Genomic DNA, 15,705 nt, shown 5'->3' on the forward strand with positions numbered 1-15,705 from the left:
GGTGAAGCACGGATGAAAATATACCGCCCCCTCTGGAGTGATGGGGCCTTTTTGGCTCCTCAGCAATTTCAACAACAAGCAAGATGGGATAGCTATCTCATTAGCACTATCGCCAATATGACGATAGCATCAACATGGGGCGTGATTTGTGCTGAATTTGATGAAAGTGCTTTAACTATTTCACGCCTTAGCGCACAAAAATTAATTGTGCGTTTTCCTGATGGAACTCTGATCGATACGACACTTGCTGATAATTTACCGCCAGTCAATGAACTCAGCCATTACTCTCAACATCAAACACTTGATATCGTTCTTGCCTTACCTTTATTGCAAGCTAATGGTGGCAATCTTATGCAAGAAGGTCGCTCTGATAGACCGCAACAATTCTATCAGGAGTGGATGAAAGTCCAAGATTTAATTGGTCAAGAACAAACGGATATTGCCGTATTACGCCACAGTATTACTTTACGCTATGCTCATGAAGAAAACAGCGCCTATATGACTTGCCCTGTTGCTCGGTTAATTCGTAACACTCAAGGCGCATGGGAACTCGATCAACACTTTATTCCCCCGTTGCTCAGTTGTAATGCAAGCGTTGAATTAACTACATTATTTTCAGAGTTTATGCATCGTTTAGTAGCGAAACGTCGTCGCTTAATGACGATGCGCCGCGAAAATAATGAGCAAATGGCTGATTTTGCTGTTGCTGATGTGTCACTCTTTTGGCTACTAAATGCAATTAACAGTGCGGAACCTGTATTAAGTGAATTACTATCATCAATGGGGCGTCACCCGGAGCTTCTTTATCGTGAATTAGTGCGTTTAGCGGGGGCGCTACTGACATTTTCACTTGATCATGAAAATGGCGATATTCCACTTTATCAACATTCATCCCCTGAACAGGTTTTTCCACCGTTATTTAATTTACTTAACACTTTATTAGAAGCAAGCTTACCTTCCCGGGTAATTAGTATTGCTCTTGATAAAGAAGGGCCATTCTGGCGTGGTGAGTTGCATGATCCTCGCCTACGCGAAGATGCAGATTTCTATCTTTCAGTACGTTCTGCATTACCTGCTCACTTGTTGATCACTCAATTTCCATTGCTTTGTAAAGCAGGTAGTAATGACGATGTTGCCAGTGTCGTTAACGTGGCACTTAACGGTATTCCATTACAACCATTAACGCATGTTCCTGCCGCTATCCCTCTACGTTTAGAAAACCACTATTTTGCTCTTGAACTCAATAATTCAGCGGGCCAAGCCATGCTGTCTTCAGGTCATTGCGCCTTTTATGTACCAGGAACATTAGGTGAAATTCAACTCGAACTTTTTGCGGTACTTCGCTCATGATGACTCATTCAAGAACAATTAAAAATAACCTGATTGATAGCCTTTTTGCTGATACTTGGTTAATGGTATGTCAGTTACGCCAAGGCGCCGAAATCTCTGATGGCAAAACGTTTTATCGACGCGTTTGCGAACATATTGACAAAACACGCCAAAATCTTACTGAAAAAGGTTACTCACCATCCGCCATTGAAAACATGCTCTACGCACAATGTGCTTTAATTGATGAAAGCGTGATGAATAGAACCACTCGTGATGATGGTTACTTACAGTGGATACAATCTCCATTACAAGCCAAATATTTCAATACGTTAGAAGCTGGAGATAAACTTTGGGATAGATTGCGTAATCTATTAAATGAACCTGCACCAAATCATGATGTGCTTATCTGTTTTCATCGTGTTATTACGCTTGGTTTTGTCGGCAAATATCGCCAAACCGATGCTCCAGAGCGAGAGCAAATAATTGAGTTACTTAATACCCAACTTCCCACTTATGCCCTATCAAGTGATTTACCTTTAGTAATGAAACCCAAAAACCGAATGAATCGTCGCCACCTATATTGGTTAGGGTGGTTAGGCGGATTTATCGTGATTGCAGCATTGTGGTGGGGCTTTTCTGTGTCATTAGAACATTTACTTCAACAATGGGTAATTCAAGGATAGTGATGCAAAAAAATATAATAAAACAGTGTGTTACATTGTTTTCAGCAAGCTTACTATTATGGTTAATTTGGGGATTTTGGTCTTTTGGTAAAGAGCTCTCTTTTTTCCTGACGGCATTTATTTGTATCGTCACACTCTCTTTATGTATTTGGTTTCTCCGACAACAAAAAAGCATACCTTATCTTAAAGATACTCAAACAAACCAACTTCCTCCTGAAAATTACCAAGGTGATGTTGTTATTGTTTGTGGTCAATCACTAGCTCTTTTTGAAGAAAATCAAACTTATCGAGAAACAGCTAAAGGCTGGTATATCTGTGCGTCATCACCAATTGATTTGATTAACATTACTCAGCATATTAGTGATGTTTCTCCTACTCAATTTAACCGTTTATCACTGTTATATTCTCTCTTACCGGAACAACTATCACACATAGATGAAGTTACCCAAGAGACACTAAATTGGCGTAGAGCTATTAATGAATGTAATAAGAAAGCGGGTAAATCACTGCCATTTTGGGTGACTCTCTATCTTAATTCACCCATTGATTATCTAAACTCACATCTTGATGACACTACACCATGGATCATTCATTTAAAAGATCAGCAAGAATTACTCGTTGTTTTTGATAACTTAGCAACACAGCCTATTTCAAAATGGTTATCACGAAACACTAAGCACGTTGAACATCAACTCACTATGGCACTCTGGATTGATCAATTACTTGCTTGGTTAAAAAATACGTTTATTCCCCTGCTTACAGTTGCTCAATCTGGTGCTCCAAGCCTTATTCCTGTAGCTTGGGCAATACAATTCACTACTGTATCCACTGTTTCAAATAGCTGCTGGGCTCAGTTTATTCATCATAAAACTACATTATTCCCATCTATTACTAAAGCACCCAATCAAAGTGAAGAATTGCCATTACCTGATCTCCTGATTAATAAATTCACCCACGATGTCAACTTACTGCAAATAGAAACCACCTTTGGTGTTGTTGGCATGATCTGTGGATTATTTCTTATTGGAGCAATATCAGGAAGTTATCATCATAACAAACAGCTAATTTATGATATAGGTAATGATATTCATCACTTTAAAAGTCTTACCGATGAAAACTTAGAGCCTAAAAAAGTAGCTTATAAACAGTTACTTTCAGATGCAGCTTTTCTCTCCCATTGGCAACGAGAAGGTATTCCTGCTCGCTACTCTTTAGCGTTATACCAAGGTAATAATATACTGCCTTACTTGCATGCTTTACTCAGTTCATGGTCCCCACCACTACCACCAGCTCCCATTATCGTACAAGAAGTCCCTGAAATGGTGACTTTAGATAGCCTTACTCTCTTTGCTTCTGGTCAATATGAATTAAAAAATGAAGCCACCAAAGTCCTTGTTGATGCACTTATCAATATCAAAGCGAAGCCGGGTTGGTTAATTGTCATTTCAGGATATACCGACAATACCGGTAACTCTGATTTAAACCAAAAACTCTCGCTCAAAAGAGCTGAAGCTGTACGCGACTGGATGATCAAAACTAGTGATATCGCACCATCTTGCTTTGCAGTGCAAGGATATGGTCAACATCAACCTGTTGCAGATAACTCAACACTCGACGGGCGTGCCCGTAATCGTCGAGTTGAAATTCGCCTGATACCTCAAGCCGATGCTTGTCAGGTATTAGCTGATGACCTTACGCCACTGAAGGATGGTGGCAACTAAACCTTAGAAAGGAGATGTAATTATGGCTATTCCTGTATACCTCTGGTTAAAAGATGACGGTAATGCGGATATCAAAGGCTCTGTGAATGTTCAAGATCGTGAAGGCAGTATTGAAGTCGTCGCTCAAGATCACAACTTGTACATTCCAACAGATAACAATACTGGCAAATTAACCGGTACACGTATCCATACTCCATTTATCTTCGTTAAAGAAATCGATGCCTCTAGCCCGTATTTGTACAAGGCAGTTACAACGGGACAAACCTTGAAAAAGGCAGAATTTAAGTGGTATCGCATCGATGACGCAGGTCAAGAAGTTGAATATTTCAACACCACACTTGAAAACGTCAAAGTCGTAAAAGTGGCTCCTAAGATGCACAACATCAAAGATCCAACCAAAGAGAAACACAATCACCTTGAAGAAGTTGAATTGCGTTACGAAAAAATCACTTGGACTTACAAAGACGGAAATATCATTCATTCAGATTCATGGAATGAACGCGCTACTGCGTAACACTAAAAAAACAGGCGGTTAACCGCCTGTTTTTAAAAACATTTAAATTAAAACACCATTACCTAATTACACCCTAAATAATTCAAAGCACGACGAGCAATACTCTGAATAGCTCAAAGTACGTCTAAATAGTTCAAAGCACGACGAGTAATACTCTAAATAGTTCAAGGTGTAGCTAGGCGACAAATGAATGAGTCACTAGGAGCATAGATAAGTATGTGACTAGTGCGAGTGAGTGCAGTCAACAACGCTACAACTTGAAATATGACGAGTAACGCTACAACTCGAAATATGACGAGTAAGAAATGACCTTATGAGCCTCGGTCTATGGCTAAGGGCGGTAGCGTACCTAAACCCCCTCAATAGGAACTTCAATACTGGGAAAAAATATGGAAAATCAATCTGTCATGCTATTACGTCGCTTAAATCCTTATTGTGCAAAAGCGCTGGAAGCTGCGGCCTCATTATGCCAAACCCGTGCCCATGCAGAAGTGACTATTGAACACTGGTTATTAAAAATTCTCGAACTCGGTGAAAGTGACATTACTGTATTAGCCCGTCGTTATGAATGGGATTTAACGGCACTTTGGCAAAGCTTACTTGATGCAATTGATAAATTACCTCGCTCTATACATAGCCGACCTCAATTATCCAAGCCCTTACTAGAATTAATCAAAAATGCTTGGGTTATTGCATCTCTTGATGAAGATATAGAACACATTCGCAGTGTACATCTCTTACATTCCATGACAAAACAGCCAGCATTAATTCAACTTGATGCACTCTGGCCTTTAATGACATTGGGGGAGACACAACTACAACGATTAAGACCTCTACTTGATGCTCAATCTGATGAAAGGCCAGAAATTCAGCAATTGGCTTCTTATAATCATTTACCTAAAGCCCCGCTTGCGCCAAATAATGAAGCCACCACAACATCTTCAACAGCAGATAGTGCCATTATTGGCGATACATTAAGTGATGCCCTTCTTGCTGTCTTAAATAAATTCACTCTTGATATAACAGAAAAAGCGCGCCTTGGTGAAATTGATCCCGTATTTGGTCGAGATGACGAAATTCGCCAAATGGTTGATATTCTCTCTCGTCGGCGTAAAAACAACCCTATTCTTGTTGGTGAACCGGGTGTCGGTAAAACCGCACTGGTTGAAGGATTAGCATTACGTATTGCTGAAAAAAATGTCCCTATCAGCTTACAAACCACCTCATTACGCACCCTCGATTTAGGTTTATTACAAGCAGGAGCTGGCGTAAAAGGTGAATTTGAGCAACGACTAAAAAATGTTATTGATGCCGTTCAACAATCACCCACGCCAATACTGCTTTTTATCGATGAAGCTCATACCATTATTGGTGCAGGTAACCAAGCCGGTGGTGCCGATGCCGCTAATTTATTAAAACCAGCATTAGCACGTGGTGAATTACGTACCATCGCAGCAACCACTTGGTCAGAATACAAACAATATTTTGAACGTGATGCGGCATTAGAACGTCGTTTCCAAATCGTAAAAGTTGACGAGCCGGATGATGAAAAAGCTTTTTTAATGTTACGAGGACTTAAATCCCGTTATGCTAAATATCATGGTGTACATATTACCGATGATGCAGTAAAAGCAGCCGTCACCTTATCTCGCCGTTATTTAACTGGTCGCCAACTTCCTGATAAAGCCGTTGATTTACTTGATACTGCCAGTGCGCGTATTCGGATGAGTTTAGATACCTTACCTGAAGAACTCACTCGCATTAAAGCCAAGCGTCATGCACTCGAACTAGAACAAAAAGCGATTTTTGATGATATCACTATTGGTAATTTAGCGAATCAAATCAAACTACCCGATTTATCTACTCAAGATGCCCAGCTTGCTATTCAACTCGAAACATTAAAACAACGATTTGAACAAGAAAAAAAGATTATCTATGAGTTAATTGAAAGTCGTCGAGATCCTGAAAATGCAGAGCTTTCAGCACAACTTCAGCAACAACTTATTCAGTTACAACAAGACGCTCCATTATTAAATCCCGATGTTGATGTTCGTACTGTAGCAACTGTTATTGCTGATTGGACTGGCGTTCCGCTTTCAAGCCTACTTAAAGATGAACAAATTGGCCTGTTGGAGCTAGAAAGTAACTTATCAAAATATGTCGTTGGTCAAGACAGTGCCTTACTCGCGTTAGCCCAACGTTTACGTGCATCCAGAACAGGATTAGTGTCTGAAAATGGCCCTCATGGCGTATTTTTATTAGTGGGTCCAAGTGGTGTCGGTAAAACAGAAACTGCGCTTGCGTTAGCCGAATGCTTATTTGGTGGTCAAAAGTCTTTAATCACTATCAATATGTCTGAATATCAGGAAGCACATACTGTCAGCCAATTAAAAGGCTCACCTCCAGGTTATGTTGGATACGGTCAAGGTGGTGTATTAACTGAAGCCGTAAGAAAACGCCCTTATAGCATTGTGTTATTAGATGAAGTTGAAAAAGCCCATCGTGATGTTCTCAATCTTTTCTATCAAGTATTTGATAGAGGCTTTATGCGTGATGGTGAGGGGCGAGAAATTGATTTTCGAAATACCGTTATTTTAATGACTGCAAATTTAGGCAGTGATTATTTAATGCAACAACTGGAAGAGTCACCATTAAGTACCGATAGCGATTTACAAGAAACACTTCGCCCTATTTTACGTGATCATTTTCAACCCGCATTATTGGCTCGATTCCAAACATTAATTTACCGTCCTCTTGATGCAACAGCACTACGTATTATTGTTGAGATGAAATTAAAAAATGTGATCAAGCGACTTTACACTCACTATCGATTAACGGGAATTGTTGAAGAAACCCTCTACGACACCATTGTAGATGCCTGTTTATTACCAGACACCGGTGCACGAAATATCGATAGTCTGCTTAATCAACAAATACTCCCTATTCTTAGCCAACAACTTCTTTTACGCCAAGCCAATGCAGAGAAATCACAGTATGTCATTTTGGGCTATAACGATGAAGATGGAATAACGCTGAGCTTTAGTGATGAGTTGCAGCATTAATTAATGCAAATCATTAAGGAATAGGAAAATCTAAGTATGCCCACAAAATTAACCCGCAAAAAACTCGTGTTTGTTGGGATAATCCTTGCTCTTATCGCGATCTATTTACTCTTTATCCGACAACCAAAAATGGAATATCTCGCAGGGAATTTACACGGTTTTAACCATGTCAAAGGCACTGCGGTGAATTGGTTTAAAGTTAATGGTTATTATGGGCAAGGTGCGGCAGGAACTTGTTGCATTATGGTGCCGAGAAAATGGACACCTAATCAAACCGTTTTAGTGGAATGGGAAGTCGATCCCGATGCATACCCTACAGATATACCCGGTATAGCCGATCCTAACTTTAGGGCTTATATGGACAAACACAAAGCCAATTATCGCCATTACAGTAAAGTCGTTGACATTCCCGAGTATGACGAGCCTTGCAGTATGGATGTCCATTTTCTCCCTTGTCAGGAAGTAAAAATTACTCTTTCTTGTCATGCGACTAATCACCCTGACTATCCCATTAAAGAGCCTAGCTTTATGGAGGAGCCTGCAGTATGCTCGAAAAATTAACCCGTAAAAAAGTTATTGTCGTTGGGGCTATTCTGGCCATTATCGTCGTGAGCTCACTGCTTTTCCCCCCAAAAAAACCACAAGATGACTACCTAGCCGGAAATTTACACGGCTTTAACCATGTCAAAGGCACCTCCGTTAACTGGTTTAAAGTCAATGGCTATTATGGCAAAGGCGGGGGCGGAACCTGTTGCATTGTTGTGCCCGCCAAGTGGACACCGAATCAATGGGTCAACGTGGAATGGGAAGTCGATCCTGATGCTTATTCAGGTAATATTCCTGAGTTTAATGATCCTACTTACGATGACTACATGAAACAACATAGGGCTAATTATCGTCGTTATAGCAAAATGGTAGAAATCCCCGAATATGATGACCCTTGTGATGTCAAAGTGCATTTTCTTCCCTGCCAAGAAGTTCGGATCACCTTGTCTTGTAAATCATGGGGGCACCCTGACTACCCTGTCAATGAACCTGATGATATGGAGGAGCCTGCAGTATGCTCGAAAAATTAACCCGTAAAAAAGTTATTGTCGTTGGGGCTATTCTGGCCATTATCGTCGTGAGCTCACTGCTTTTCCCCCCAAAAAAACCACAAGATGACTACCTAGCCGGAAATTTACACGGCTTTAACCATGTCAAAGGCACCTCCGTTAACTGGTTTAAAGTCAATGGCTATTATGGCAAAGGCGGGGGCGGAACCTGTTGCATTGTTGTGCCCGCCAAGTGGACGCCGAATCAATGGGTCAACGTGGAATGGGAAGTCGATCCTGATGCTTACCCCGGTGATATTCCTGAGTTTAATGATCCTACTTACGATGACTATATGAGGTTACATGAAGCCAATTATCGTCGTTATAGCAAAATGGTAGAAATCCCTGAATATGACGACCCCTGTGATGTCAAAGTGCATTTTCTTCCCTGCCAAGAAGTTCGGATCACCTTGTCTTGTTATTCTCCGGGGCATCCTAATTATCCTATTTCGGTTCCAACAAAAATGGAGGAGCCAGAAATATGTCCAAGCAAGTAAACTCCATCTTTATTGAAACGATAGAAACCGAAGCCACTAAAGCTATTTCAACCATAAGATCCCAAGGTGATCCTTGTTGGGCTCCACCTCTATTTCCTAAAAAAGGACGCCTAGCGCTCACAAAAGAACAAATCAGTACTAATCATGAAAAACTAACGAATAAAGAAATAGAATATTATCAAAACGCTAAAAAACAAAAAAAAGCACTATGTTGTAAAACTTTACACGTAAGTTTGTTTTTTGATGGCACAAATAATAACAATTATAATGATACTGAAGCATCAATTCCGCCTCATCCCTCTAATGTTGCTAAGCTTTATCATGCCTCTTCTCCTGAAAAGAATGAAGTTAAGAATCAAGGTTTTTATAGTTATTATATTTCTGGTGTTGGTACCCCTTTCCCAGATATTGGTACAGATGAGTATTATTCCGATGGGTTAATTTTTGCAACCGGTGGTGAAGCCAGAATAAGTTGGGGATTAATTCAAGTTTGTGATGCCATTTATCATGCAGTAACAGGTGATGGGCTCTCTTTATCAGATAAACGAGCCTTACTTAAAGAAATGAGTACAGATTTAAATTTTGAATCAATGACAAATACCGATCTAGACTCTACTGATGCTTTTTATGGCACTGCAGGAGCTGCTACTATGGGGATCTTAGGGTTAATCGTTGGATCCGCATACAGTAAATTCAATAAAACCTATAATCCCGTCAAACCGTTAAACGATTTTCTTAAGCCTTTAAAATGGAAAATATCTAAAGTAAAACCGCATATTGTCGCTTTAAAAATCTATGCTTATGGATTTTCTCGAGGTGCAGCAGAAGCACGCACTTTTGTTTACTGGCTTAATCAATTTTTAAATTATCATTTTGAAGAATTACCCCACGCATGGAAAAAACCGTGTCCTTTGGGAACCATTTATAGTTTACCTGTTTCCGTTGAATTTTTAGGTTTATTTGACACTGTTGCCGCAGTGGGATTAGCTAATGTTGTCCCTGGCGCTACAGGGCATAATGGTTGGGCAAGTGGTACACAGCAGTTGCCAAAGTCATCACTTGTCAAAAATATTTGCCATCTTGTTGCTGCCCATGAACAAAGACAATGTTTTACTGTTGACTCAATTCGGACACCCGAAGGTCATTATCCCCCTAATTCTGTTGAAGTTATTTACCCAGGAGTACACTCTGATATTGGTGGAGGTTATCCAGCCGGCGACCAAGGTAAAGCAAGAAACCAGCATAAAGAATTATTATCACAAATTACATTACATGATATGTATGCAGCAGCAATCGATGCTGGAGCACCATTACTTTTTTCCTCAAAGAGTATTGATCTAGTTCCTAACATAAAAAAAGAATATTCTTTTTTAGTTATGGGTGATGAGTTATTCGATGAATTTGCAATATCAGAAGATTTAGTAGATAAATTTAACTCTTGGCGAACCTATACTCTACCTGAACAATCTGCCTTATCACATAATACGACTGATAATACCTCATGTTTTATGCCTCCGCGTTTTGCGGCGAGTACTTTAGAATATGCGATGGAAATTCAGCTTATTTTAATCACAGCGTGGAGAATTGGTCGCTATGGTACAGAACAAAGTGACGAAATTAATTTAACGCATCAATCATTTTTTAAAAATGCACCACAACATTCTGATATTTTAGCTCAACCTTATGAAGCTGAATTTTCAAAACAAGCAACTACCACATTAGCATTAGAATATGAGAAAAAAATACAGGATATTGCTGAAAAAGCATCAATAAGAAACGAGGAAAAAAAAGAAATAACCGACCTTTCCAATTGGAAACCAAGCGATAAAAATATGGGACTACCACTTTTTGATGCAACAAATGCCAGAGGGCAATTATGGGAGGCATCTTTAGAATTTAAATTTGAACTAGAAGATTTAAAAGGAATATCCAGACCTACACCACTAATAAAAATAAACCAAAAATCAAAAATAGAATGTCAACAAGAAGCACAATGGTTTAAAAAAGTACATGGTGAAGGATCATCAATATATCAAACACAATTAGAAAACTGTAAAAATAATCCTGAAGTTACTTTTCCACCTGATGTTATATCAAAAGCAAATTTACTAAAAGCATTTCAATCTGCTGATAAGCTTGTTTACATAGCTACAACTCAAGATGAAAGGCAAGAGTATTTAAGTTTAAAAGCTATGAGCAGTACCATATTTAAAAAAATAATGTCTTTATCGATGAGAAAAATAACTCAAGATATAGACCTTAAAAATGTTATTAGTTTACTTGATGATCAAATACATGATTCTCGTGCATGGTTTATGCACTCAGAGAGTGGACTTCGAGAGCCTTTTAGTAGTTACTTTTTATCAAGAATGATCTACTTTGGCCATAGATCAAATAAATCTATGCAATTAATTATGCAACCTGAAGAAACATCTAATTATTTAGATACAATAAAATTACTAGGCATAGCATATAAACCTTTATACGGAATTATATTTTTAGATTTATCGACAGGAAAAGAAATTCCTATAGATATGGCTCAACTTCCCCCTCCAACATATTATTTAGCTGATCAAATATCAGAGCTTATTAAGAAACAAAAAAAAGAAGAATTAAATAATACTATGCAAGATTTACAAGTAATCATTGAAAAATAATATCTACAATTATTAAACGTTATTATATCAATTAAAACTCTTTCAAAAGGATAAACATAGAAAGTTTGTTCATAATAAACAGACGGGATATGTTTATATAACTCAGCTATGAACTTGAAAAAAACAGCTCAGACTCTACTTAATGGACAAAATCGCTATCATCTTAATGTACAAGGTTGTGATATTTTATTTGATGTAGAACACTTCACCGGACGCGAAGCAATAAGTGATACCTATCATTATCAAATAATGTTTACCTGCCAAGCTCAAGATTTACAGCCACAACAACTATTGCGTCGTAGTGCAACCCTATCCTTTACACCGCCAATTAACAGTATTACCGATTTGGCAACGCAAGAGCCTATCACCAAGCAAGTCCACGGTGTTGTCACCCAATTTCGGCGTTTATCTGGATCTGTGGATGAAGCGCGTTATCAACTCGTGATTGAGCCTGTCTTTGCATTATTACGCCATCAAATCCGTACACATCGTTTCTTCCTCAACCAGTCGGTGCCCGATGTTGTCAGCCAAATTTTACGTGAGCATAATTTCAAAGATTGGGAGTTTGAATTTACACTTAAAAATGAATATCCCAAGCGTGAGCAAATCAACCAATACAATGAAAGTGATCGCCAATTTATAGAACGACTATTAAGTGAAGTCGGTATTTTTTATTCGTTCTATTTACAAGACCAAACACAAACCGAAGTGATCCGTTTTGCTGATCGCCAAAGTGCTTATACCTTTGATAAAACTCTGCCTTTAAACAGCCCATCAGGTATGAATGATAATCACCAAGAAAGCGTATGGGGATTATCATTACATCATCAAGTGGTTGAACAAAATGTATTCACCAAAGACTATAACCACCGCCAATCACAAGACACCTTGATTTCAGCAGTAACGGATATGACCCGTGGTGAAGGGGATGATATTCATTATGGTGAAGTTTATCATTACCAAGCAAGACACCTTACTCGTGGTGATAAAATCACACCAGAAGCCGAAACCGCAAACTTTTGGGCACGGCTTGATCATGAACGTTTTCTAACTCGTCAAACGCGCTTAAAAGGCGAAAGTAATGCGGATTTTTTATCACCGCTACAAGTGCTTTCCATCACTGACAGCACAATACCTTCATCGTTGCCGTCTGTGTTTCAGTCACCGATTTTAATTACCCGCGTACGCTTTAGTGGTGGTCGAGAAAAAGCACTACAAGTACGATTTAATGCTATTCCTTATAGTGAAACACTTTGTTGGCGCCCTATTGTTAAACCCCGCCCCATGATTACAGGCACACTGACTGCACGTATTACTAGTGCTAAAGATAACGATATTTACGCACACCAAAATGAAGACGGCTTTTATTGGGTAAAATTTGATGCCGATCGTGATGAAAAACCGATGGGCTATGAAAGTATGCCAGTACGTTTGGCAAAACCTTATGCCGGCGATACCTATGGGATACATTTTCCGTTAATTCAAGGCACAGAAGTGGCTATCGCCTTTCATGAAGGCGATCCTGATAGACCTTATATCGCCCATGCATTACATGATTCACGCCATCCCGATCATGTAACGGATAGAAATAACACTCGTAATGTTATTCGTACTCCGGCTAATAATAAGCTACGTATGGAAGATAAACGCGGGCAAGAACATATCAAAATCAGCACTGAATACGGGGGCAAATCTCAGTTAAACTTAGGGCATATTGTTGATGCCAATCGTGATAAACGTGGCGAAGGCTTTGAATTACGCACTGATAGTTGGGGAGCAATAAGAGCGGGTAAAGGATTATTTATTAGTGCAGATAATCAAACCAAAGCCGGTGGTGAAGTGCTGGCAATGGAACCTGCAATATCGTTAATAAAAGGTGCAATAAGTCAACTAGATGATTGCAGAGAAATTACTCAAGCACACCACAATCTCCAACCAGAAAAAGAAGAGTTAGATAATCTTTTAAAAAATACAGATAAACTAGCATCCCCTTCTATTCTAATGCATGCACCAGAAGGAATAGGCATTGTTACCAATGAAACATTACTTATGCAAAGTGTTGAAGCACTCTATGCTCAAACGAAAGGTGAAATGCACTTATCTAGTACAGAGAATATAGCTGTCAATGCTTATAAAAAAATTTCGATGCTATCTCAAAAAGAAGGAATACGCATTGTCTCAGGAAAAGGGCCTTTTGAATTAGAATCGCATGGCGATATCTTTGAAGCGACAGCACTTAAAGATATTACCGTTCAATCAACTCAAGGTCATATTCAATTAACTGCTAAAAATGGAATTACTTTAGGTTGTGGCGGTGGATATATAAAAATAATGCCTGATGGGCAAATTGAAATCCACTCACCAAGCCGATTAAGTCTAAAAGGACAACACATTTGGAGTGAGCCGGCGAGTGAAGATTTTCCATTGCCTGACCTTCCTCAATCTGTTTGTAAAGAGTGTTTAAAGAAAGCACAAGAAAATGCTATGGGAGTCGCCATTCGTGAATAATACATTGCAAGCCCCCTCAAAAGAAATAACAACGCAGTGGATAAATCAATTAAAATTGATCTCAGAAAAAACGCATCTAGATTATATTGATATTATTATTGATCAAGCAGGGATAGAGAACCCTATTGTTCCAGCGTTAATAAAAATGGATAATGACATTAGATGGTTTTCTCTTTTCACTAATATGCCAGAAGAAGGTTTTTTGGAACAAGCCCCCCTGCTTATTCGTATTGAGTGGAATAAAAGTACACACTTAATTTTGTTAGAAGCGTTGTTTGAATTACTTTATTCAGAGCCTAGATTATTAATAACATCATCCCCTCTTTCATTTAATATGTTATCTACTTTTTTACTTTCTCTTGCAGAAGTAGAATGGGGATTTAAATCTTGTTTACTTCGTTTTTATGATACACGAGTATTTCCAACATTAATAAAAGATATTCTTACCCCTGAACAACAAAAAAGATTTACTGATATTACATTTATTTGGGGCTGGCTAGATAGAGATAATGATATGAGTTGGTTATTAGGTAGCTATCACCCAGAAATTGAGGATAAGTCTTTTTCAATAATACAATTTAACGATGAACAAATTAATAAAATTGGCTGCATTAGTGATGCTGAAGAACTAAGGTCATATTCTGAATTTAATAACACATCAATAACTCAAGAAGAAAACTTTAATCGCTTATATCACCTTGCTATTCAAGCTAATAACAGCGATTACTTAGGCACTACAGAGGAATATATTCGCAAACACTCTTTTAATAATTAAATTATTCATATTACTATTTTTTAAATTCATACTTAGATAGAACATAAAATGAAAAAAATAATTAGAGTTGGAGATACCTTAAATCCTTATGGTGGAAAAGTGATGACCGGAAGCTACTTAGCATATGGGAAACCTGTCGCTTGTATTGGTGATACTGTTATTTGTAATAAACATGGTAAAAATAAAATTATTGAAGGAGCAACAAATTCAATAATAAATAAAAAAGCAATTGCATTAGATGGACATCATTGCGCTTGTGGCTGTACTTTAGTAAGTTCCCTTTCTGATATAAATATTAAATCATAAACTAATTATTTATATTTCATCATTATTTTATAATAAATAAAGTAGGTAATATGATTAAATTAAAACTAATATTATTAATTCTAGCCTATTCCTTTTTCCTTTCTGGTTGCGCCAATGCGGGCTCTTGGGGGGCAAAACCGAAAAACCCGATGTTAGGGGCCGGGCTTCAAGGCTATAACCACACTCAATTTGAAATTTCAGGTTTTTCAATTAATGAAGGTTACGGCAGCATTGGTGGCACCGTCTGTTGTGTGATGATCCCCGAAAAATGGCGCCCTAATTTAATCGCACATATTCAATGGAATAAAGTAGATAAAAATAATTTACCCTTCCCGGCACCTAACTTTAACGAAGTAGAAGCCTATCGTCAGTGGAAGCAAAAGCTACACGATAATACCTCAAGCCACGAAGCCTGGGTGCCTATTCCACAATATGATAAAGAAGTGTGTGGTGTCGATGTCCACTTTTTACCTTGTAATGAGGTGAAAATTACCACGTCCTGTTATAGCTATCACGATCCTGAATACCCAATCACTGAACCAATGAAAATGAAGGAGCC

At 38.5% G+C, this 15,705-nt stretch carries 13 protein-coding genes; all 13 read left to right on the forward strand.

The window, feature by feature from the left end; translation table 11 throughout:
* Positions 1-12 precede the first annotated feature (12 nt).
* Positions 13-1,350, forward strand: a complete 1,338-nt coding sequence (gene tssK / locus ABN217_RS07340; RefSeq protein ID WP_349459260.1) for a type VI secretion system baseplate subunit TssK — start codon at positions 13-15, stop codon at positions 1,348-1,350.
* The gene (tssL, locus tag ABN217_RS07345) at positions 1,347-2,012 is read left to right on the forward strand and encodes a type VI secretion system protein TssL, short form (protein WP_196553954.1); all 666 of its coding nucleotides are present in this window, start codon (positions 1,347-1,349) and stop codon (positions 2,010-2,012) included. The genes tssK and tssL overlap by 4 nt, the downstream gene beginning before the upstream one ends.
* 2 nt (positions 2,013-2,014) lie before the next feature.
* Positions 2,015-3,733 (forward strand): OmpA family protein, encoded by a 1,719-nt coding sequence (locus ABN217_RS07350; RefSeq protein WP_349459261.1) that lies wholly within the window; start codon positions 2,015-2,017, stop codon positions 3,731-3,733.
* Positions 3,734-3,755: 22 nt separating this feature from the next.
* Positions 3,756-4,247, forward strand: a complete 492-nt coding sequence (locus ABN217_RS07355) for an Hcp family type VI secretion system effector (RefSeq protein WP_023583757.1) — start codon at positions 3,756-3,758, stop codon at positions 4,245-4,247.
* 389 nt (positions 4,248-4,636) lie between these two features.
* Complete coding sequence (gene tssH / locus ABN217_RS07360; protein WP_349459262.1) at positions 4,637-7,309, forward strand: type VI secretion system ATPase TssH; 2,673 nt, start codon at positions 4,637-4,639, stop codon at positions 7,307-7,309.
* Between the two features lie 36 nt (positions 7,310-7,345).
* Positions 7,346-7,870 (forward strand): Tli1a family immunity protein, encoded by a 525-nt coding sequence (gene tli1a / locus ABN217_RS07365; RefSeq protein WP_349459263.1) that lies wholly within the window; start codon positions 7,346-7,348, stop codon positions 7,868-7,870.
* Positions 7,855-8,385 carry a Tli1a family immunity protein gene (gene tli1a, locus ABN217_RS07370; protein WP_196553950.1) on the forward strand — a complete coding sequence of 177 codons (531 nt, stop codon included), beginning with the start codon at positions 7,855-7,857 and terminating at the stop codon, positions 8,383-8,385. The genes tli1a (ABN217_RS07365) and tli1a (ABN217_RS07370) overlap by 16 nt, the downstream gene beginning before the upstream one ends.
* A 47-nt stretch (positions 8,386-8,432) precedes the next feature.
* Complete coding sequence (gene tli1a / locus ABN217_RS07375; RefSeq protein WP_349459264.1) at positions 8,433-8,900, forward strand: Tli1a family immunity protein; 468 nt, start codon at positions 8,433-8,435, stop codon at positions 8,898-8,900.
* Entirely contained in the window at positions 8,885-11,557 is a 2,673-nt protein-coding gene (locus ABN217_RS07380; protein WP_349459265.1) for a T6SS phospholipase effector Tle1-like catalytic domain-containing protein, read from the forward strand. The genes tli1a (ABN217_RS07375) and ABN217_RS07380 overlap by 16 nt, the downstream gene beginning before the upstream one ends.
* Positions 11,558-11,665: 108 nt before the next feature.
* Complete coding sequence (locus tag ABN217_RS07385) at positions 11,666-14,065, forward strand: type VI secretion system Vgr family protein (RefSeq protein ID WP_349459266.1); 2,400 nt, start codon at positions 11,666-11,668, stop codon at positions 14,063-14,065.
* Positions 14,058-14,840, forward strand: a complete 783-nt coding sequence (gene tla1 / locus ABN217_RS07390; RefSeq protein WP_196553946.1) for a toxin Tle1 chaperone Tla1 — start codon at positions 14,058-14,060, stop codon at positions 14,838-14,840. Before ABN217_RS07385 ends, tla1 begins: the two co-directional genes overlap by 8 nt.
* 48 nt (positions 14,841-14,888) lie before the next feature.
* Positions 14,889-15,146 carry a PAAR domain-containing protein gene (locus ABN217_RS07395; protein ID WP_196553945.1) on the forward strand — a complete coding sequence of 86 codons (258 nt, stop codon included), beginning with the start codon at positions 14,889-14,891 and terminating at the stop codon, positions 15,144-15,146.
* A gap of 50 nt (positions 15,147-15,196) precedes the next feature.
* Positions 15,197-15,705 (forward strand): Tli1a family immunity protein (tli1a, locus tag ABN217_RS07400; protein WP_349459267.1); only part of this gene is annotated, 509 nt, incomplete at its 3' end.

The organism is Proteus sp. fly-1067 (assembly GCF_040139345.1).
Lineage (GTDB): Bacteria > Pseudomonadota > Gammaproteobacteria > Enterobacterales > Enterobacteriaceae > Proteus > Proteus vulgaris_B.

Coding starts and splice junctions, on each gene's coding strand:
- tssK (WP_349459260.1), top strand. CDS start 13: ATGAAAATATACCGCCCCCTCTGGAGTGATGGGGCCTTTTTGGCTCCT.
- tssL (WP_196553954.1), top strand. CDS start 1,347: ATGATGACTCATTCAAGAACAATTAAAAATAACCTGATTGATAGCCTT.
- ABN217_RS07350 (WP_349459261.1), top strand. CDS start 2,015: ATGCAAAAAAATATAATAAAACAGTGTGTTACATTGTTTTCAGCAAGC.
- ABN217_RS07355 (WP_023583757.1), top strand. CDS start 3,756: ATGGCTATTCCTGTATACCTCTGGTTAAAAGATGACGGTAATGCGGAT.
- tssH (WP_349459262.1), top strand. CDS start 4,637: ATGGAAAATCAATCTGTCATGCTATTACGTCGCTTAAATCCTTATTGT.
- tli1a (WP_349459263.1), top strand. CDS start 7,346: ATGCCCACAAAATTAACCCGCAAAAAACTCGTGTTTGTTGGGATAATC.
- tli1a (WP_196553950.1), top strand. CDS start 7,855: ATGCTCGAAAAATTAACCCGTAAAAAAGTTATTGTCGTTGGGGCTATT.
- ABN217_RS07380 (WP_349459265.1), top strand. CDS start 8,885: ATGTCCAAGCAAGTAAACTCCATCTTTATTGAAACGATAGAAACCGAA.
- ABN217_RS07385 (WP_349459266.1), top strand. CDS start 11,666: ATGAACTTGAAAAAAACAGCTCAGACTCTACTTAATGGACAAAATCGC.
- ABN217_RS07395 (WP_196553945.1), top strand. CDS start 14,889: ATGAAAAAAATAATTAGAGTTGGAGATACCTTAAATCCTTATGGTGGA.